Source organism: Paenibacillus sp. BIHB 4019 (assembly GCF_002741035.1).
Taxonomy (GTDB): domain Bacteria; phylum Bacillota; class Bacilli; order Paenibacillales; family Paenibacillaceae; genus Pristimantibacillus.
In genome coordinates, this window is record NZ_CP016808.1 from 4,022,307 (window position 1) to 4,044,630 (window position 22,324).

13 protein-coding genes are annotated in these 22,324 nt (G+C 41.9%); 12 read left to right on the forward strand and 1 reads right to left on the reverse strand.

From position 1 onward, the window contains the following. Window positions 1–302 precede the first annotated feature (302 nt). The 11 genes from BBD42_RS17485 (at window position 303) to BBD42_RS17535 (ending at window position 20,492) form a co-directional block, all read left to right on the forward strand. Window positions 303–2,249, forward strand: coding sequence for a GBS Bsp-like repeat-containing protein (locus BBD42_RS17485; RefSeq protein ID WP_099519200.1), 1,947 nt, complete (start codon window positions 303–305; stop codon window positions 2,247–2,249). 735 nt (window positions 2,250–2,984) lie between these two features. Further along, window positions 2,985–5,231 (forward strand): carbohydrate binding domain-containing protein, encoded by a 2,247-nt coding sequence (locus BBD42_RS17490; RefSeq protein WP_099519201.1) that lies wholly within the window; start codon window positions 2,985–2,987, stop codon window positions 5,229–5,231. 45 nt (window positions 5,232–5,276) lie between these two features. Continuing rightward, window positions 5,277–8,291 (forward strand): carbohydrate binding domain-containing protein, encoded by a 3,015-nt coding sequence (locus BBD42_RS17495; RefSeq protein ID WP_172455534.1) that lies wholly within the window; start codon window positions 5,277–5,279, stop codon window positions 8,289–8,291. 15 nt (window positions 8,292–8,306) lie between these two features. Further along, complete coding sequence (locus BBD42_RS17500) at window positions 8,307–13,925, forward strand: RHS repeat domain-containing protein (RefSeq protein ID WP_099519203.1); 5,619 nt, start codon at window positions 8,307–8,309, stop codon at window positions 13,923–13,925. Between the two features lie 14 nt (window positions 13,926–13,939). Further along, window positions 13,940–14,248 carry a hypothetical protein gene (locus BBD42_RS17505; RefSeq protein WP_099519204.1) on the forward strand — a complete coding sequence of 103 codons (309 nt, stop codon included), beginning with the start codon at window positions 13,940–13,942 and terminating at the stop codon, window positions 14,246–14,248. Between the two features lie 1,011 nt (window positions 14,249–15,259). Then, window positions 15,260–15,355 (forward strand): hypothetical protein, encoded by a 96-nt coding sequence (locus tag BBD42_RS32875; RefSeq protein ID WP_481855978.1) that lies wholly within the window; start codon window positions 15,260–15,262, stop codon window positions 15,353–15,355. A gap of 83 nt (window positions 15,356–15,438) precedes the next feature. Further along, window positions 15,439–15,579, forward strand: a complete 141-nt coding sequence (locus BBD42_RS32880; protein WP_481855882.1) for a hypothetical protein — start codon at window positions 15,439–15,441, stop codon at window positions 15,577–15,579. A 150-nt stretch (window positions 15,580–15,729) separates the two neighbouring features. Then, window positions 15,730–15,945, forward strand: coding sequence for an IS3 family transposase (locus BBD42_RS32885; RefSeq protein ID WP_481855979.1), 216 nt, complete (start codon window positions 15,730–15,732; stop codon window positions 15,943–15,945). 149 nt (window positions 15,946–16,094) lie between these two features. Next, window positions 16,095–17,636: a stalk domain-containing protein gene (locus BBD42_RS17525; RefSeq protein ID WP_099519207.1), complete on the forward strand. Its 1,542-nt coding sequence runs from the start codon at window positions 16,095–16,097 to the stop codon at window positions 17,634–17,636. 160 nt (window positions 17,637–17,796) lie between these two features. Beyond that, a complete protein-coding gene (locus tag BBD42_RS17530) occupies window positions 17,797–19,611 on the forward strand; it encodes a B12-binding domain-containing radical SAM protein (RefSeq protein ID WP_099519208.1) in 1,815 nt (604 codons plus the stop codon). A 146-nt stretch (window positions 19,612–19,757) separates the two neighbouring features. Beyond that, complete coding sequence (locus tag BBD42_RS17535) at window positions 19,758–20,492, forward strand: IclR family transcriptional regulator (RefSeq protein ID WP_099519209.1); 735 nt, start codon at window positions 19,758–19,760, stop codon at window positions 20,490–20,492. 169 nt (window positions 20,493–20,661) lie between these two features. Here the strand turns inward: BBD42_RS17535 and BBD42_RS17540 are convergent, their stop codons facing one another. Further along, on the reverse strand, window positions 20,662–21,066 hold the full coding sequence (locus tag BBD42_RS17540) for a VOC family protein (protein ID WP_099519210.1): 405 nt from the start codon (window positions 21,064–21,066) through the stop codon (window positions 20,662–20,664). Between the two features lie 306 nt (window positions 21,067–21,372). On the opposite strand from BBD42_RS17540, the gene BBD42_RS17545 reads away from it, so the two are divergent. Continuing rightward, window positions 21,373–22,290: a proline dehydrogenase family protein gene (locus tag BBD42_RS17545; protein ID WP_237163134.1), complete on the forward strand. Its 918-nt coding sequence runs from the start codon at window positions 21,373–21,375 to the stop codon at window positions 22,288–22,290. Window positions 22,291–22,324: the final 34 nt, after the last annotated feature.

Genomic DNA, 22,324 nt, shown 5'->3' on the forward strand with positions numbered 1-22,324 from the left:
ACATGACATAGTAGAAATTGCCCAGTCCATGAATTTGTGGAGTGGGCTTTTTTTTGAATAGTTAGATCTAGGGGACTTAATATAAAATCTGAAAGTGATTAAAGTATTATTTCAAACTTTTAGATAGATATATATTATGTTAAATTATAAGCTGCATGAAAAATTTAATTTTCTATAATAGTCAGTTAAGTAGTAGGCAGGAGGCATTTATGAGCTGAACTTTATTTTTCTAGACGTATTACAGAATGAGACGAGCCGATTGTATATGGATAATTTTATTATTTTACTAGGAGAGGGCTAAAATGTTGAATTTATTCCAAGTAGTATATCAAAGAGAGAGACAAAAAGATTTTAAATTTGTTATAAGCTTGATCGTATCTATTGCTATTTTATTTGTTTCTCAAAATTCTATTTATGCGGCTTCTTCTTATTATGAGTACGATGATTCCAACAGATTAATAGCTATATATACAATGGATGGTAATAAGCAATATAAAATCACTTATAATTATGATGCTGCTGGTAATCTGATTTCTAAAAGTAAAGCAGAAGTATCCTCTATATTGGCACCTAAAGAAACTAGTTATTCTAATGTGTCCTATGAGATCATTGTAAATGGTATTGATTCCAATGCTACAAATGTTCGTTTTAAAACGTCGACTTCACAAGATCCTGCTCCAGTTTGGAGAGATGGGGAAAAAGTGACAGGCGGTATCTGGAAAATTACAATACCTTTCAATGAGCATGTTGGGATTGGTCTTTATACGACAGATATTTATGTAGGAAATACACTTTGGAATTCAAGCAGCACAACAGTCAAGCAAACGACCAGTATCCGAATTCCAACTGAACCTAACCTGGCAGCAAAAGGTTATGAGGTATATGTAGACGGAGTAGGCGATAGAGTAACCAAAGTTCAATTCCCCACGTGGACAATTCTAAATGGACAAGATGATTTGGTATGGAGTGAGGGCGTGAAGGTTTCGCAAGGCACATGGAAAGTTTGGATCCCATTTAGCGAGCACAATTATGAAAATGGTATCTATGTTACTCATATTTATACTTATGATACTGTTGGTAACAAATTGGGGATTTCCAATTTCACAGTTGAAGTGAAAGAAGATGTAGCAGCCCCCATAGAAACGAGTAGTTCCAATGCTTCGTATGACATTTTTGCCTATGGCGTAGATGCTGGAGCAACAACTGTATGGTTCCCTACATGGTCGACACAGGATCAGAGCGCGGTGTGGCATGAAGGTGAAAAAATTCAAAATGGTGTTTGGAAAGCAACTATTCCTTTTAGCCAGCATATTGGAATAGGTCTATATACAACACATATTTACGTTGGAAATACATTCTGGAAAGTAAGTACTACTACAGTCAAGCACACGACGAGTATACGAATTCCAGCTGAAGCCAGTCTTGCAGCAGGCGGTTACGAGGTGTATGTAGATGGCGTAGGAGAGATGGCCAAGAGAGTTAGTTTCCCAACATGGACCAATTTAAACGGGCAAGACGATTTAGTGTGGAGTGAAGGAGAAAAAGTAGCTGAAGGTACATGGAAAGTTTGGATTCCGTTCAGTGAACACAATTATGAAAAAGGTAGTTATAATACACATATTTATACATATGATGCTGCTGGTAACAAATTGGGGATTGCAAATCGTGTAGTTGAAGTGAAGGAAGGTGTGGCAGCCCCGGATGAAACGAGCAGTTCCAATGCTTCTTATGACATTATTGCTTATGGGATTGATGCCGCAGCAACAAATGTAAAGTTCTCAACATGGTCAGCGCAGGATCAGAATGCTATTTCACATGAGGGTGCCAAAATTCAAGCTGGCGTATGGAAGGTGACCATTCCTTTCGGTCAGCATGTCGGAATTGGTCTCTACACAACAAATATTTACGTAGATAATGTACTTTGGAAAATGAGCAGCACAACAGTTAAACATACGACTAGCTTGCGAATGCCAAAAGAAGTAAATTTGGCAGTAGGCGGTTATGAGATAAATGTGGATGGTGTAGGGGATCGGGTAACAAGAGTCCGTTTTCCAACGTGGACTAATCTGAATGGACAGGATGATTTAGTATGGAGTGAAGGGGAGAAGGTAAAACAAGGCACATGGAAAGTGTGGATTCCATTTAATCAACATAATAATGAAAAAGGTAGCTATATTACACATGTTTATACGTATGATGCTGCTGGTAATAATTTGGGGATAGAAAATGGTAGTGTAATGGTAAAGTGATAATCAATCGATAGATAGTTGAAATACATTTGAAAAATTTAAGGATTTATGGATTAGTGAAGGTGCTGAATGGCTTAGCAATAGCAGAAAAAAACCGCAGAACTGCTCTTAAAGGAACAACTCCGGAGAATAAATATTAGGATATAAATAAAGAACTTTGACCTTGGGAAAAAACCAAGGTCATTTTTTTGATTCTGTGAAATAGTTTGTGTAAGTTCCAAACCTACTATAATGGATGTAATGGATGTAATGGATAGGTTGAGAGAATTTGTTCCGCCAGTAATAGTTGAGCCGACTTTTAATGAAATCCTGCATGAATTAGATTTTGCACTGAATCATGGTGCTGTAGCAGACGATGGGCTAAGGAATACAAAGAGCCTGCAGCATCTGAGTATGATAAAAAAATAAAACTAGCCCTATTTCAGAAAGCGAGAACGATGATCTGATAGCTTGCTTATATTCAAAAAATACATACACTTGATACAGCCATGGGCTATTACTATTTGTCGAATTAATGAAGTTAACGACTATAAATTCATTTGAAAAATAAAAAAAATTATATCAAACTTAGTTTTCGACATATTAGAGCAATATTCGACAAAATCTCCTGATGAATAAAATAATGTAATCATGTTATATTAATCTTTGGGTCTTTTAGAGAGGGAAGAATATACCATGTTATAGAATTTGAAAGGTGTAGAAATGATATTCTATTACTGCAGGTGGAGGTTTCATATGTTCAGAAATTTATTTAACATCCGATTAACGATATTTTTATTGCTTATCCTTTTAACTTTAACAACAATTCCTACGGGAGTTTTTGCTAATCAACAAAGTAAAGTTAATGAAGCTTTATTAACACGTAATAATGAGAACTTGCTTGTCAATTCAGACTTTGAGGTAACAGGAACAAATGGAATAGCAAAAAACTGGGAGAGCTATGGCACTGCTAATTTCAGTTTAGTCAGTAATCCTGTGTCGAGTGGAGGACAAGCTCAAAAGATAACAGTATCCAATTTAGCAATAGGTTATTTTGTTTCTGTCAATCAGGCTTTAGAGGTTATCCCTGGTACTCCGTTTGTATTGAGCGGAAGGTTTAATATAGAAGCTTTATCCAATGCAAAAGTTCAACTCCAAGCTGATTTTTATAATCGCGAATCCTACCTTTCATCAACTGTTCTTGATTTGTCTCAAACGAACACAGGTGGCTATGTGACGCTATCTGGTCATGATATCATTCCTGAAAAAGCCTCTATTGTGCGTGTACATGCCCTAATTCGATCAACGGGAAGCAATGGAGCAGGTACCATCTATGCAGACGCTATTAAACTCGCTTACACAAGCGAGGGGAATTTAGTCGCAAATTCTGATTTTAAACAGTCAGGAGCGAGCAATTCATTAGCAGATGCATGGGCAAGCGTGTTTTCAGCCACTTCACAATTTTCTTTAGTAACAGACCCCGTATTAAATGGGAAAAAGGTTCAAAAAATAGCTGTAACTCAGCTGCCAAAAAATGAGTTCGTGAGCGTTTATCAAAAGATGAAGGTAACGCCCAAACAGTCCTTTAATATAAGCAGCAGAATTTCCGTGGAATCATTGACAAATGCTAAGGTGCAGCTTTTTGCAGAATTTATGAATGGAAGCCGTTATGTAGGTAGCAAAGCGATGGATTTGGATGTAAAGACATCTGGAGCTTACTGGACATTATCAGGTTTTGGCGAGGTGCCCGAAGAAGCAATAACCATGACCCTTCATGTTCTAATCAGAGGGCTGGATAATAACGCTGCAGGCGTCATTTATATCGACAATGTTAGCTTTGAATACGCAGCTGAGGAAAATCAATTGAAAAATGGAAGTTTTGAATTACTGGACTCGGGAAATATGAATACCGGAATGAATGCTTCCAGTTGGTCTTACACTTGGGGCGCTCAATCTTCCTTTGAGCTGGTTACAGCTCCCGAAGAAGTAACGGATCAACTTCGAGCTCAGAAAATAACGGTGTCAAAATTGCCTAATAATGAATTTATTGGAATTCATCAATTGCTCAAAGTAACACCGGGCCAGTCCTATTCAGTAAGTGGTCGTTTTAAAATCGATGCTCTTCAACATGCTAAAGTACAGCTGTTTTTGGATTTTTCGAGTGTTAATTCGTATGTGTCTACCGATATCGTAGATATTCCCGCAACAACTTTCGGTGAATACATTCATGTTTCAACGATGGGAGTGGTTCCGCAAAATGCGGCGTTTGTTCGCGTATACGCCATTATTCGTTCGCAAGGCTCCAATGGAGCAGGAACATTTTTTGTAGACGACATGAGATTTAGTCAGGAATCCAACCTCTTGCGAAATGCAAATTTTGAACGGGAAAAATCCGGGGAAAATGTTGCACAGGATTGGAAGCTCGTGAAGCCTGTAAGTTCGATTGAGGTTAATCAGGTAATTAAAAATCAGTCCCAGCCTGATGGACAAATGAATGTTTATTCCAGTTCAGGCTTGCTTAATTATTCGACCCAAGCAAAAAATGAAAAACGATTAAACACCTTTTATAAATATGATTTAAATGGGAACTTGATTAAAAAGCTTAGCTTGTTAGCAAACAATAGTCGTACTCTAATTTATCAAGGGAGTAAGTCGCAGAAGGTAGCCGGCTCTTGGATTCCTAAAAATGAATTTTATAGCATTTCTCAAACCTTCATAGTTAAACCGAATCTATCCTTTAAAGTGTCAGGTCATGTCAATGTGGAAATGCTTCATAACTCAAAGCTGCAATTGTATATTGATTTCTATGATTTTTCCGGGAACTACGTTTCGAGCAATATAACCGATGCTGTACTAACGAATGGGCAGTATATGTTGCTAGAAAATCAAGGGCAAACGCCTAACCAAGCTAGTTTTGCAAAGCTGCATTTCTTACTAAGAGCCACTGAAGCAGATGCTGCGGGGATTTTTTATGTGGATAAAGCAGCATTTTATTATAGCTAGTTGAAAAAGATGTTCTATACAAAAAATAGATGGCGGGGTATAGAAATGAGCTTAGGAACATCACGTATTTACTTGAAAATTTTAATTATTGTTTTAGTATTAATGACTATTTCTAATCTTGCTTATGCGGGCTCTTCCTATGTTTATGACAGCAATGGAAGACTTATTTCTGAAGTGAGAGACAATGGTGAAAAAGTAGATTATGTCTACGATCAGAACGGGAATTTAATTTTAAAGGAATACACCGGCAGAAATTCAGACTATGTATTTACCAAAGAACAGGGTCTAAACGATTGGTATTATCAGATTTGGGACGGGACAAGTTTGGAGAATATGACCTGGAACAACAGCCTTTCGAGATGGGAGGGCAAAACTGCTTGGGAAATTATTGGGAGTGACTGGATTCATCCCGGAGTGAATGATATTGCTTTAACATGGCAGGCTCCGCAAAGCGGAGCTGTGAATATAGGAGGAAATATAAAAAAGTATCAAAACAACTGGACTGGTGACGGTGTAAATATAAAGGTCTTGAAAAATAACACCCAAGTATGGCCAGTAACTGGTTGGAAGCATATAGCTGCAAATGAAGCTGTAGGCATTAATCTTAATGTGAATATTAACGTAATAGCAGGTGATAACGTATCTTTTATTTTAAATAAAAATGAAACAATCAGTAACGATGGCACAGTTTGGAAACCGACAATCAGGTATGTTGAGAAGGCTTCAGAAGGATTTAGTTTCGAACAAGGGAAAAATAACTGGTCATACCAGATTGCCACTGCAGATGGTTATAAAGATATGGTTTGGAACACAACGGATTCCTTGTGGAGAGGAGATAATCGTTGGGAAATTATATCACAAGAATGGATGCATCCCCAAGTAAATGATGCGGCTCTCAAATGGAAGGCGCCACAAACTGGCGTTATACATATTTCAGGAAATATAAGAAAACATCCCGTTAACTTAGAGGGGGATGGAGTCAATTTTAAAATTATGAAAAATGATACGCAAATATGGCCCCAATCTGGCTGGGTTCATCTTGAAGGCAATGATGGGATTGGTAAAAATTTAAACTTAAACGTAAGTGTGAATAAAGGGGAACAAATCTATTTTATTTTAAATAAATATGGAAATGTGGTCTCCGATGCTACCATCGTTAATCCTAAAATTACGTATGCAGAAAAGCCATCAGCTTCCTATGGATCCGAACAAGGCAAACACAATTGGTATTACCAAACATGGGATGGAACAGCATATAAAAATATGGTATGGGATAGCACGTTGTCCAGATGGAAGGGAGATCACGCTTGGAGCTTAATTACTAAAGGCTGGATTCACCCTCATACTAATGACACGGTCTTTAAATGGGTGGCTCCGAATACAGGAACGATTAGAATTAAAAGTAATGTGAAAAAACACCCTATCAACCTCTTAGGAGACGGTGTGAATGCTAAAATTTTGAAAAACAACACGCAAATTTGGCCAGACTCAGGTTGGAAACGTATTGAGGGTAATGATGGCAAGGGAGCTTCAGTTATTAAAGAACTGGAAGTCACTCAAGGAGACTCCATCTATTTCAGGCTTAATCAGAATGGTGATTTTTCAAATGACGGCACAATATGGGACCCGATTATTGCTTACTTGTCTACTAAGGCTGAAGTTGATCCGCCAATTGTTACTCCTACTGAACCCGCAGAAAATTTGTATCTAGATTTTGAAGACGGGACCGTTCAAAACTGGATTGCCCAAGGGGAAGGAGTAGTACTTTCCAACACACAAGAGCTGGCATACGGTGGAGCAAGCAGCTTGAAAGTTTCTAATCGAACGTTAGGCTGGCACGGTCCGATGTTAAATATAACAAACTATATTGTTCCTCTGCAGAGTTATCAGATTAAAGCATTTGTAAGATTGCCGCAAGGCACTCCGCCAGCGCAAGTCATGATGACGATACGCCGGACGCTGCCAGATGGAAACAGCTATTACGACAATATTAGTACCAAAATGGTTACTTCAAGCGGATGGGCAACTTTTGAAGGGTTATACCAGCTGAATGAACCGGCTACAAGTATGTATTTATACTTAGAAAGTGCAAGTCCTACTGCTTCTTTCTTATTGGATAATGTAAGCATTGAAGCATATTCGGCTGAGCCAGCTCCGCTTGTTCACGACTTTGAAGATGGGACAACACACGGCTGGTATGCTCAAGGCGAAGGTGTGCTGGTTGCTAACACACAAGAGGCGGCAAGCAGTGGAAGCCATAGCTTAAAAATCAGTAATCGATCGGCTACTTGGCAAGGCCCTGCTTTGGATCTAACCAGTTATATGAAGAAAGGGCAGACATATATCCTATCAGGCAAGCTGCGTTTGCCACAAGGCGTAACGGCCAGTGACATTTTATTGACTATGAATCGTACGGATGAAAATGGCTTGCATTATTACGACAATGTGAGTGCCAGTCATGTAACAGTAGATGGCTGGGTGGACTTCGAAGGCATCTATACTTTTACTGGAACAGTGGCCGGTTTAAATATTTACATGGAGAGTCCTAATGCGACTGCTAGCTTTTATTTGGATGATTTCAAAGTGGCGAAATATGTAGAAGCTGCACCTGTGGTGAGTCATGATTTTGAAGATGAAACGCTACAAGGGTGGGTTGCACAAGGTGAAAGTGTTGTGCTTCAAAATACTGGTGAGATAGCAAATAGCGGCCAGCGAAGCTTGAAAGTATCTGATCGGACAGCACAATGGCAAGGGCCGCTGCTTGATTTGACAAGCCTGCTGAAGCCCAATACGAAGTATCGAATTAAGGCAGCAGTCAGGTTGCCGCAAGGCACGGTTGCATCGGACCTCTTGTTCACCATTCATCGTGAAGCTCAAGATGGTTCCCATTCCTATGATAATGTTAGCGTAAGCTCAGTAACGGCTAACGAGTGGACGATGATTAATGGAACCTATGAATATAGTGGTGGTGCAGCAAAAAATCTATCCTTATACGTAGAAAGCAACAATGCAACGAGCAGCTTTTTTATCGATGATTTTATTATTTTACTAGATAAATAGAGGAGATCGATCAACTTGAAGAAGGTCATAAGTTATCTATTAGTCATTAGTTTATTATTATCTATTTTTTCGGATATGGGGAGTCCAGTTGCCTATGCCAATTTAGAAACCGATGGAGCTTCAGTAACGGTAGAAGATTCGGTATATATTCCCGGAACGAATCCGCTAGTAGATGAAGAATTGTCTGTCGACGAGTCAGTATATGAGAAAAAATGGGGTATTTTTTCAGAGGAGCAAGTAGAGATCATTACCCAGCAGTATACGCTGGATATGAAGAAACTGGCGGTGTATTTCTATACAGAGCTAACGCCTCTATTAGAGACTGAGCAGTTTTTTGAAGTTTTAGATATGACAGCAGAAGATCTTCCGGTATTAATAAATAAACTTACAGAAGCACAGCAAGTGTTATTAAGGGAACTAACTCCAGTTACGATGAAGCAATATGATTATGATCACAATTATGAGGAAGTACTAGCTCAACAGAACGTTAAAGTTGAAGCCCCATTTATTGAAGCGAACGGAAATCCAATATTGGAGGCCATTGTAGATCAGTATGAAAGTGCAACGGCTTCTACTTACAGTAGTAAAGCTAAAAAGAGTGGCAAAGTATCAACGGCGAGCACAGGAAATAGCTTTCGTTTTACCGAAAAAAATAGTGAATATAAATATAAAGCCAATACCGACTCCAATGTAGATCCGATTTATAAAACAGCTAATCAAAGAGATGTTGATTTATATTTGCCTGGAAGAAATGGGATGGATTTCAGTTTGGTTCGTAGTTACAGTTCGTTGAACGCTAAAATCATGCAGCCTAGTTTAGACGGAGATCTGTCTAATCCAGTATGCCATCCAGATAATGCCACTTTTCAAACTGGTTTAACGGATTGCATGGGCAATTTTCCTTACCCAAGCTATTATGATTATGGTTTTGGAGACAATCTAGGTTTTATTGCAACGGGCTGGTCACTCAATATTCCTAAAATGACGGAGGGAACGATTAGTGCTACAATTGCCTCGACCTTAACGAGTAGCAATATCAACTTCTATAATCGTGCTACCTATTCTACAACAGATACGATTACCTTTGATTTAGATGATGGATCATCATATGAGTTCAGAGGTAATGATAACACACCTTACAATCATCCATACAGTAATGTTACTTATTTCTATAATGGAACGGGCTATAGTTTGGTACTAGATGATAAAATCACATATACGTTTAACAGGGATGGACAAATTTTAACAAAAAGTAATCGTCTTGGTGATCAAATAACCTATGATTATCAACAACATGCCAATAGAATCATCATTACAGACACTATCGGAAGAAAAATTCAGACGGATGGTCCATTAGGTGTGCCTCCATACGGTACCCAAGGTTTCACTGTAACGGATCCACAAGGAAATCTAACGCACAAAATTAAGTATAATATGGAGACAGATAATCCTGTTATGCAAGCAAGGACTTATGTTTTCGGGACTGCTCAAGAATATCAAAATGATGAGAATCCAAGAAGTGTTTTTTTTAGTAAGCTTACGAGTGTGGTTGATGTTCTAGCGAATAAGACGTTGAAAACGTACACTTATCAGACACCGGGTCTCGTAACCCGAGCAGATTTTAACTTTGAAGATGATTATATGTATCTTATGGAAAATGGAAAACCTGTCCTTGATTTTTTAAATGGAGCAGAATCCAGTTTAATCATCGAACGGGATAATGAAGTTCATGGTGAAATTAATTATCTTTTGTTGGACACAATTACGGATAATAGTGGTTTAGAAATCAAATATAAATATCGTCCATATGAGTGGGATTGGTTTAAAGAGGGAAATGGTTATAAAAGAGAGCAAAAAAGAGGGACAATGCGATTGTATCTCGATCCATGGAACCTTACCTATATTGGGTATCACCCGGTAACGAATGTGTATTATAGCTATACCAATAAAGCTGGACAAAAAAAGTTTCTTACACAGAATGTGGCTATATTTTCAAGTTATGCACAGGAAATATGGACGACACCTAAAACGGGTGGCATTGTAGAAAATTTTCGATTGAAAAATAGTAATGAGTTCCGTCGTCCTGAATTTGCAGTGTCTATTTCTCTGGCTTTAGGAGAGTATAGCGAAAGTAGTACTACTGTTTATCGACCATCAGGAAAAGGTTCATTCGTACCTGTAAACGAAATGAAAGGGCAGCTTAGCTTTTTCAACTATTTGAATTTCCAGGAGGAAGGTAGCACATATGGTGTTTCTTTCTTTGAAAATCAAGCTTATCAATATGACCCTGGAAAAAACAAACCGTATTTAACCAAAGTATTTGGAAATGATAATAAGTTAGACATAAGTAAATTCTTGAGATCGGGTAATGATCGTACATTGCCAGCCAATTTGGATAAATACGCAACGCTTTATCGCACGGAATATGATGCGTTTGGATATGTGATCTATCAGGAAGACCCTTATGGAAACAAAATGGAGATGGCCTATGGCGGGCCCTACCATCAAATAAGTTCACAGAAACAAACGGCAGCAGATGGTTTAACGAAGTCAGAAATAACTTTTACTTATAACCCGGATGGCACGCTCCTTCGAACAACGCAGCTTGGTAGCTATCGCGATCCAGCTTCGCCATCAGTTGTCCGTCAGGATCAAGCGGTTACGGACTATTTGAATTACAATAGTTCAAAGCAGCCTACCCGTATTCGCACAACAAGCTCGGGTAGTCAATATGATCAACAACCAACTGAAACAATTGTGGATATGCAATATGATGCAAGTAATTTACATGTGATTAAAGAAACGACGAATGTCACTTTAGGTAAGGGAAAGGCAGCTACGCCGCTAGTTGTTCTTTATGAATATGACAATAAGGATCAGCTCAAAAAACAGACTTTTCCTGATGGTAGTACAGCAACGTATAGTTATGATCCAAGTGGTCGGATGGCTTCAGAAAGCTATACACCGTCTGCTGCTAATCCTGGTGCGGTTAGAACGACGAATTACACGTACGATGACGCACAGCGTTTAGTTGTACAGATGAAGCCTGATGGGGAGAAGGTAAATACGTATTACACGCCTTATGGTGATATAGAAAAACAGGAACAAATAATAGGGAATACATTGCGTGTACTTGTATTGAATAAAACGAACTCGACAGGCAAACTATTAGAAAGCACATTGCCATACGGCTCTGTAGATAAAGAAGTAAAATATTCATATGGTGAAAATGGTCAAATCAGTAAAGTAACGGATCCTATAGGGCAAGTGACAGATTATTATTACTCTAATGTTACGACTAAGGATGATGGCTCTGCTTATTACCTGCAAAACACTACAAAAGTGGTAGGTCCAGATGGGAAAGAAACCTGGAATTATCAGGATCGCTTAGGTAGAGTGATAAAGCAAGTGGAGAAAGCGGGAGCAAAGACGAGAACAGTGTTAAACACATACACTCCGCTTGGAGCCTTATCGCAGACTCAAGTCATTGCAGATGGTGTGACGCAAACAACACAGTATGGTTATGATACCGCAGGTAATTTGATTTATTTGAAAGATAACAACAACCAAGTCAATCGTTATGTGTATAATAGCATGGGTCAACTGATTGCTACTTATACCAATGATAAGCTGCAAAAGCAAAGCGAATATAACGAAGTTGGTTGGCAATTGACGAAGACGAATGCAGAAGGTAAGAAAGAAAGCTTCCAGTATACGAATACGGGATTGTTGGATGTACGTACTGATGAAATGAATCAAAAGCATCAATATTCGTATACGCCATATGATGAAATAAATCGACTATCCGTAAAGGATTCGGCTGGAACAGAAACTTACTGGGAGCAATATAGCTATGATCCGGCTACGCGTCTTCCACTGACTACGAATACTAAAGATGGAGAAACGCTAGGTTATCAATATGATCTATGGAAACGTTTGAGCAGTCAAACGGTGGCAGGTCGACAGTATAAACTGGAGTATGACGAATTTGACCGTATGACGGCGTTGAGTTATCCAGATAATCAAAAAGTAGCATATACGTACGATGTGCTAGATCGACTGTTGACGGTAACAACACCGGATATGGGCACGGTAGGGTATAACTATACGGTAGGTCAAAATGAGCATACGAATACTTTGACTTATCCGAATGGTGTAACGCAACAAAGAAAAACCAATGCTTTTGGAGAATTGAAGTCATACAATCAAACCTCACTAGGGAACGTATCGAACTGGAATGAAACCTTTGGATATGATGGTTTTAGTAACATTACCAGCATTAACCGAAACGGCTTGACCCAGGCATTCAGTTATGATGCGCTTAATCGAATTAAAGAGGAGAATACTGCAGAAGGCCAACGTACGTATACGTATGATGATCGTGGCAATCGTTTGACGGTGAGTGGGAATTCACCTGATTTATCGGAGGAAACGACAACTTATACGTATAACGCCTTGGACATGCTTAAATCGTATTCCTCATCAGAGGGTACACAGGCTGCTTATTCGTATTACGCAGATGGTCTTCGAGCAACAAAGAAAGTAAATGGGAAAACTACTCGATACGTCTATTTAGATGGTCATATCATTGAAGAGCTTGACGGAAATGGAAATGTAAAGGCTCGAAGTGTATGGGGTAATGAGTTGCTGTATCGTCATGACTATGAATCAGGGAAAGAAGGGTATTACTCGTATAATGGTCATGGGGACGTAGTGAGGATTACGAATGATAGTGGTATGGCCATTAATACTTATGATTATGACATTTGGGGGAATCTTCTTTCACAAACGGAAGGTATGTCTAATCCGTTCAAGTACACGGGAGAAGTATATGATGAGGAAAGTGGGCTTTACTATCTTCGTGCAAGATATTATGATCCGAGTATTGGACGGTTTATTAATGAGGATACTTATGAAGGGGAGATCAATAACCCTCTTTCCTTAAATTTATATTCTTATGTGTATAATAATCCATTAAAGTATCGTGATCCTAGTGGTAATATTGCATGTGAAGGAGCTTATGTCTGCTCTGGTGATGCTGTGTTTACTAAAAACAATAAAAGTGAATACTGGAAAGCTGTAATAGATTTCTACTTATCTACCAACCCTGCAACTATGGCAGCATATGCCAATTATCAGTTTTTTAGTAATGACATCCCTGTGTTATTAGATCCGGATGGTTCTAAATTTTATAAGGCTGTAATAATAGTTGGATTTATACCTGATGGAAGAATAGTAAGTCAAAGTGGAAGAATGTTTGTTACTATTATGAGAGAAGGAAAAGAAATTCTTTCTGAAGTAAGTTCTTCTGTTATATGGAAAAATTATCTTAAACATGATTATAGAACTCTTAAAGGTTATAAGAAAATGACATGGAGTGATATTAGATCAACAACAAAAAATGGTGCTGCAATGTATAAACCGGGTATAGATATTGAATCGTTGGAACGATATGCCTGGGAAAATGGTACTCCAACAACTAACGGAAAAACATGGAAAGTCATGAAGTTTAGCGAAGTCATAGGTGCTACGCTAGGTAAGGATACTAAATATATGAGAATAGAATCAACAAATGGAGATACTATTCATGGTCATCCAATTACGGAAGAAGAATATAAAAAACTTTTAAAGTAAAGTGGGTATAAGAATTGTTTGAGCAAATTGATTTTAAATCAGGCGATGTCATTCTTAATGATTTTGATTTTAATGAAGGTGTCGCCCTAGACCAACAAATTTGGTCTTTCAAAGAGGATATATTACAAGTTAGGTATGATAATAAATTTGTTTTAGATTTAGGTTGGTATCCAGAATTCAACTTAGACGATGGTAGTTTTAAATTAATTATAGTGGAAATTGATGATTGGTTAAATCCTCTTTTTATAAAAAGAACAAAGTCACTGAATGAAATCTATGAATATATAAAAGAAGCTATTTTATTTGTTGAAAAATTGAAATAACGATTCTATTCGCAAAATGATTAAAATCCTATTTACTACTTAGGTCTTCCTCGGAGTACAGAGAGACCTAAGTAGTAACAATAAAAAAATTACTTACTTCATTTTATAAAACCAGCTAATTAGTTCCTCCACTATCGGCTCAATTTCACTCAATATTCTTGTTTCCCTTTCCAATTCTGGTTTATGTCAATCATTATTATTAATTAATCGTTACTACTTAGATACCCTCTATGAAACAAATGTTAAACTAACAGTAAATTAACGAACTAAAAGAGGGCGCCGCGTGAAGTTAGATTCGGAACAAATCCTGCAATCAGCAAGGGAGATAAGGAGACAGTTGCATTCATCATGATGCTGACCCAAAACATTGAGAAGCAGGAACAGCGAATTGAACAGTTAGAAACAAGAGTAAAAGAGTTAGAAAGACAACTCGGTCATAACTCCAAAAACTGACCTTGCCTCGAATAGATAGATACATAGAAAACCTCAATAATATAAGTTTAGGGATTTATTATGGGCAACGGAAGAAATTTGATAAAGCATTTAAAGAACAGAATATGCTGCGCATATTGGCTGGGGAATCAACCATGAAAGAAGTGGTTGATAAAATGGATGTAAACAACTTAAAAGTAATATAATGTAATTAAAGATATAAACGTAATGGAGAAGATGCGTTTCTAGGCAGCGGCCACCTTAAGGCTGAAGATGATGAGATTCGTAAACTTAGGAAGCAGCTGGCAGACCTGAAAGAAGAGAATGACATCCCAATAAAGGCGGCGTCCTACTTTGCGAAAAATCAGAAATAATGAGGTTCAAGTTTGTCATTGAACACCGCTTCGAGTTACGGATTGCGAAGATGTGACAGACCTTGAGTGTTACAAGAAGCGGCTATTTTGCTCATATTAGGCGACCAGAAAGTAAGCGAAGAAAAGGGAGCCTAGATCTATTTGAGACGATAAAAGATATCCGTAAAAATGCCGCAGAATCTATGGATCTCCGCAGATTACGAAGATCTTACCAACGGAGAAGAAGGTCAGTCGTGGCCGTGTGGCGCGGTTAATGCGAGCAAACGGAATCCGATTGAAAGAGGTAAAGAAACAAAAATAAAAAACCTATTAAAGTAACAATTTTCCAGTTGCGAAAACATCTTAAATCAAGACTTTACAACGAGCAAGTTTAACGAGAAATGGTTGAGTGACATTACTTATATAGCGACAGCGGAAGGGCAACTTTATCATGCCGGCGTATTGGACTTACACGGCCGCAAACTCATTGATTGGGCAATGGATAGTCGTATGAAAACAGAGCTTGTCTATGCTGATCTAAAGTAATCCATTTGTCCCACCGGTGCATCCAAAGGACACATTGTACATTCTGATCGCGGTGTTCAATACACCAGTAAAGGCTACCAGAAGCTTCTGATGAAGCATGGATTTATCTGCAGCATGAGCCGCAAAGGCAACTATTACGACAATTCTCCTATGGAGTCTTTTTGGGGAAATTTGAAGATGGAGTGGCTCAATGATTACGCATTCAAGACGCGAGCGGAGACCAAAAAGGCTGTTTTTGAGTACATCGAACTCTTTTACAACCGTAGGAGACATGAGGTATCTATTAGACTAATTGGTGTCATCGAGGCTTTCTATGTGTCTACTTGTTCAGAACAAGGCCAAACCATGCTCCCCTCATTCCAATAGACAACCAACAACAGAAAATGGTACCATGAGAGTATCTGTTTGGCTAGGGCCCGCCTTCATTTTGGTGATTCTATCAATTGTAGTCAGGACTCAATCTATCAATAAAATACGCCCCAGGTAATCGACTAAAATTTGGAGGAAATACATACGTGAAAACAAAACTAGCAAAAACGCTGCTAGCCCCGTTGCTCGTTACTGGCTTGCTGCTGTCGCCGCTCGCTGGAACGACTGCGACGGCTTCAGCTGCAAGCGCTGTTACGACAGCAGCGTCGACGACGCAGGCGATTAAAGTCTATATCGATGGCAGCAAGCTTTCGCTACCAGCCGCTCCTTATGTGAAAAACGGCGTGACGTTCGTGCCGATGCGTCAGATTTTCACGGCGCTGGGCGCTTCCATCACTTGGGTAGAGAAGACACAGACGATTATCGTACGCAAAAACACAACGACGGTATCGCTGACCGTAGGCAAGAAAGAAGCGGTTGTCGACGGGAAGACCGTTAAGCTTGATGCAGCCCCAGCCGTGAAAAATGGCACCACCTTCGTGCCGGCCCGTTTCGTAGCCGAGGCGCTTGGCGCCAAAGTGAAATGGGATAATGCGGCGCAAGCCGTGCGCATTACCTCCATAGAACAGCAGTGGGCAGAAGCTTACGAGGAGTACGAGGAAACGCCTGAGGATGACCGTACCAAGCTGACTCCTAAGGAAATCGTTGAGCAAAACGACGAAAGCGTCGTGCTGATCACAACGAATAAAGCGCTTGGCAGCGGCGTCGTTATCGGCGATCGTTGGATTTTGACTAACAATCACGTCATTGAGGATGCGAGCTCGGCAACGATTACGTCGATCTATGGCGATGAATACAAGGTTCAAGGCGTTGTTGTGAACCGCCCAAGCTCAGACCTTGCGATTATTCAGACGGATGAGTCGCTGTATTTGGAGCCAGTAAGCGTAGGCTATACGGTTCCGGAGAAAGGTGATAAAGTTGTAGCCATTGGCAGTCCGCTCGGTATCCAGAACACGGTATCTGACGGTCTGGTAAGTAACATTTCGTACGAGGATGGCCTCACATATATCCAGACAAGTGCGCCAATCGACCACGGCAGCTCCGGCGGAGCGCTGTTCGATGAATACGGCGATCTGGTCGGCATTACGACAGCAGGCTATACATCGCAGGCCGACCTGAACTTTGCTGTATCGGTTGCCCACGCAAGTCTCTTGATGGGATTGCTGCCGGAAAGCCCGCAGGAGGATGTGAAGTTCCTGCCAGCGATTTTGCCCGATACGCTGAAAGGCGCTTCGATGGAAACGATCACAGCGCTGATGAAGAAAGAATTTGGCTCCGTTTCGACAGGCGATGGCACAGCAAGCTTCAGCAATTGGGAAGTGAAGCGGGATTCGCAGGGCTGGATCGTGCTGACGGCTGATATTGATCCGCGCTTTTACACCTATTATGGCGGTTCTTCCGCTAACGATATTCGCAGCTGGGCCATTAACCTGGGCCATGAGCTGAACCGTATGCTTCCGGGCGAGACGATTCAAGTTATCATCTCCTTCGATCGTACATTCGGCTTCCAGCCGCGCGGCTTTGCAGAAAATGAAGTGACAGCGCTTGGCGACAACAAGTGGAAGGTTCGCTTCCCGGTTCTCGATATGCAGCTGAAAGACCAGCTTTATATTAGCATGAAAGACTAGCACTTATTATTTAATTCCTTCATCTTAATCTTCACAGCTAAATGATCGGGCTGTTGGCGGGAGCGTAAGCGACCACCGACAGCCTTTTCTTTTGTGCGGGAACCCTCATCTGTAGTACAATGATAGACAATAGTGACAAAACAATGAGCGAGGTAACGAGATGAAGGTTGTACTTTCCACATTAAACGCAAAATTTATTCACACATCGCTTGCGCTGCGCTGCCTGAAAGCCTACAGCGGCGAGCAATTCGATATTGATATTGCCGAATACACGATTAAAGATCCCGTTATGAACATTGTGTCGGATATTTACTCCCGCCAGCCGGATGTAGTCGGCTTCTCCTGCTACATTTGGAACATTGAAGAGACGATCACGGTCATCAATATGCTGCGCAAGGTCAGTCCGCAGGTGAAAATCATACTCGGCGGACCGGAAGTAAGCTACGACACCGATCATTGGATGGAGCGCATTCCCGAGGTTGATTTTATCGTCGTCGGCGAAGGCGAGGAGACGTTCCATCATCTGCTGACTGAGATCGAGGGCGCGGGCAAATACCATATGGTGTTTGGACTCGCCTATCGTAAGCAGCGCGAGGGCTATATTGAAGCGTTAGTTAACCCGGGCCGTCCGAAGCTGGATTTGGCTACGCTGCCGTCGCCGCATCGGTTTGCCGAGGATGTGCCGCATTTGGCCAGCCGCGTCGTTTATTTTGAGACGAGCCGGGGCTGTCCGTTCAGCTGCCAGTTCTGCCTCTCCAGTATTGAGGTAGGCGTGCGTTATTTTGACAAGGAGCGGACGAAGGCGGATATTTTGTATTTGATTGATGCCGGAGCGAAGCTGATTAAATTCGTCGATCGGACGTTTAATATTAAGCGGGATTACGCGCTGGAAATTTTTCAGTTTTTGATCGAAAATCATAACGGCTGCGTCTTCCAATTTGAAATTACGGCAGATATTATGCGCCCTGAGGTGCTGGACTATTTGGCTGAGCATGCGCCTCCAGGCGTGTTCCGCTTCGAAATTGGCGTGCAGTCGACGAATGATCCGACGAATGAGGCGGTTCAGCGCAGACAGAACTGGTCCAAGCTCGTGCGGACGGTGACGAAGGTGAAGGAATCGGGCAAAATCGACCAGCATCTCGACTTAATCGCCGGATTGCCGCTCGAAAACTACGATACGTTCAAAGGCACCTTTAACGATGTGTTTGCGCTCGGCCCTGAAGAAATGCAGCTCGGATTTCTGAAAATGCTGCGCGGCACAGGGCTGCGCAATGACGCTGACAAATGGGGCTACATCTACATGGACCGTGCGCCTTACGAAATGCTCGGCAATGACCTAATGCCTTTCGGCGACATTGTGCGGATGAAGCGGGTCGAGGATGTGCTGGAGAAATATTGGAATGCGCACCGGATGGACCGTACGCTCATGTATTTGGTGGAGCAGGTTTTCCCGTCGCCATTCGATTTCTTCCAGGACTTTGGCGACTATTGGGAGGAGCGGGGCTGGCAGAAAATCGGGCATCAGCTGGAGGACTTATTTTCCCGGCTATGGTCGTTCCTGAACAGCTATCAGCATGAGCAGCAATCGGCTGGCGAAGCTGGGCCGGATATGGACGTCATTATGGGGTTGATGAAATATGACTATTTCCTCAACCATAAATATAAGCCGCGCAAAACGTGGTGGGAATTCACGATGGACAAAGCCGTATGGGGAAGCCATATGCGCAGCCTCGTCGAGCGGCCGGAGAAGGTGTCGGATTCGTTTGCAGCGCTCGGCATGTCGGAGAAGGAGCTGCATAAGCATGCCGTCATCGAGCGGCTGCCATTTGATCTGGAAGCGTATTTTGCGGACGGCTCGATCCAGAAAAATACGCATACGCTGCTCGTTGTCCTCTATGCCATGGAGGCTGGCAGCAGCAAGCCGACGCCAAAGCCGTACATGCTAAAGCTGCATAATGATGCGGTAACCGCGTAAACATGCAGTTCATGTCATGTAAAATGACGTGAACTGCATTTTTTTATTGACAAACAAAATGCCGCCACCTATATTAATCGTAAAACGATGATTTTATGTTAGGTTTTGACAAGGAAAGATCAGATACTGTTGAATGAGGGATACTATTGGTTCAATCTATTGATCGCGCGATGCAAATTATTCAGCTGCTCATGTCGGACAACAGCCGCATTGGCTGGGCGATATCAGATATTTCGGAACGGGTAGGCTTGCCACTAAGTACGACGCATAGACTAATTAGCACATTGGTAAAGCATGAGCTCGTTGTTCAGCTTCCGGAGACGAAACGTTATCGGCCGGGGCTAAAGTGGATGGAAGTCGGCTTGCAGCAGGTTGAGCAGATGGAATTGCGCACGGCAGCTAGGCCGATAATGGAACGTCTGGCAGCTGAAGGGAAAGAAACGGTTTTCTTAAGCATCCCTTACGGCAAGTTTTCGATGGGAATCGATAAAGTAGACGGTAAGGTGAAGCTCCGGGTTGTAGAAGGCTTGGGCGAGCGGATTGCGATGCATATTGGCGCGCCGAATAAAGTGATGTTGGCCAATATGAAACTGGCTGAAGCGGAAGCGATTTTGATTCGGCTGATGGATGACCAAGAGAAGCGCAAGCAGTTGCTATCGGCTTTGCCCGGCATCAAGAAGGCGGGATATGCGGTCAGCTACGCTGAGCTTACGGAAGGTACGGCGGCGATTGCAGCTCCAATTATCGGCTTCGGGCGAAAGGTAGTGGGAGCCCTTGGGATCGGCGTCACGACGGACCAGCTGACAGAGGAGCGTTTGGATTTTCTCAGCAAGCAGGTTATAGAAAGGGCACACGAAATTACGGCAACGATTGGCGGTTAAATACGCTAAACCGTTATTTTAGGGGAAGGCGTTTGATCGCCGATTTCCTAGCCCTCTTTTTCCAATTGTCAAAAGTAAATAAAGGATTAGACTCGCCGCAGCGATCGGAAGTCGGTCTATATGGAGGGCAAAAAACGCCGGTGACCTTAAGCAGGTGACCGGCGTTTCCCTATTTGCTTTTCGGCATTTTGCTCTCATCCATGTACAGCAGGTTCCATCGGTGGCCGTCCAGGTCGGCAAATGCTGCGCCGTACATCCAGCCGTCATTTTCACCAGGCTTGCTAAAGATGCTTCCTCCGGCTAACTCTACTTTTTGAATAAAGCCATCTACTTCCTCTCTGCTTTTAGCGCCAATGGAAAATATGACTTCTGCGCTTTGGGAAGTATCTGCTTTTTTTGATCCTGTAAATTTCTCAAACGCCGCATCCGGGAATAGCAAAATCGTTGTTTGGCCTATGGCCAGCTTGGCTCTCTCGTTACCAACGTTCTCCGCACGAAATCCAATCTCATTGAAAAAGGTAGTTGACCTCACAACATCTTTGACCGGCAGGTTAATCCAAATCTCCTGTGACATGAGTGTAGCCTCCTGTAATATATTTTCAACCACTCCTACTATACTCTATCTCTGGCAGCAGAAGCGAATCAAGGCTGCCGCTGTAAACGCCAGCTATACGTTGTCCCGCCTCATAAGCCATTGGGCTGGCTGCCCATGAATGGACGAAACAGTCGGATATTCATCAAGCTTTTGTTGTGATGATGGATTTAGTGCCTGTCTGCATTCATATCTTATTCCATAAGCACATTTCGGCTATGCCACAGTCGGAGCCTGCTGCCATTCAAGCATGAAGCGGCGGGACATGGCCTAGAAGGAGGGGAACGCATGGCGGTCATGCGTGATATGCTGTTGTATTTGTCCAAAAACCGATTAGCCAATCGGATGGCGCAGCGCTTTGGGCTTCGCCTTGGCGCAGAACGCTTCGTAGCGGGAGAGACGCTTGCCGCCGCGATGAAGAAGGCAGCCGCGCTTAACGAAAGCGGCCTCGTCGTGACGCTTGACCATCTTGGCGAATTTACCCGATGCGAGCGGGATGCGAAGGAATCCGCCGAAGAGGTTGTGAGAGGGCTGCAAGCTATTGCGAGCACCGGAGCCGCCGCCAACGTTTCCGTGAAGCTGACGCAGCTCGGGCTGGATATTTCCTATCCGTTATGCCTTAGCCATATGCGAATGATCGTATCGGAGGCGAAACGGCTGGATAGCTTCGTGCGCATCGATATGGAGGATTACGCCCGCAATGAGCCATCGATCCAAATGTATGAGCAGCTGCGAGCAGAGTTCGGCCATCATATCGGCATTGTCCTGCAGGCTTATTTATTCAAAACTGAAGGGGATATGGAGCGGCTGAGCATTTTGAAGCCGAACTACCGTTTGGTAAAAGGCGCCTACAAAGAGCCGCCAGAGGTCGCTTTTCCTAATAAAGCGGATGTGGATCGCAATTTTATCCATCTCATTAAAAAACAGCTCGAAAACGGCCATTATGCTGCTGTCGCAACCCATGATGACGCCATTATTGAATGGGTGAAGGATTATGTGAAGGAGCAGGCCATCCCGAGGGAGCAGTTTGAATTTCAAATGCTGTATGGCATTCGCACAGCGCTCCAGCAGCAGCTCGCCAAGGAGGGCTACAAGGTGCGTACCTATGTGCCGTACGGAACAGATTGGTATGGCTACTTTATGCGGCGGCTGGCCGAACGGCCGGAAAATGTCTCTTTTGTGCTCAAATCCATGTTCAAACGATAGGCTGAGCTGAGAAAGAAATAGCCATCAGGCTGGA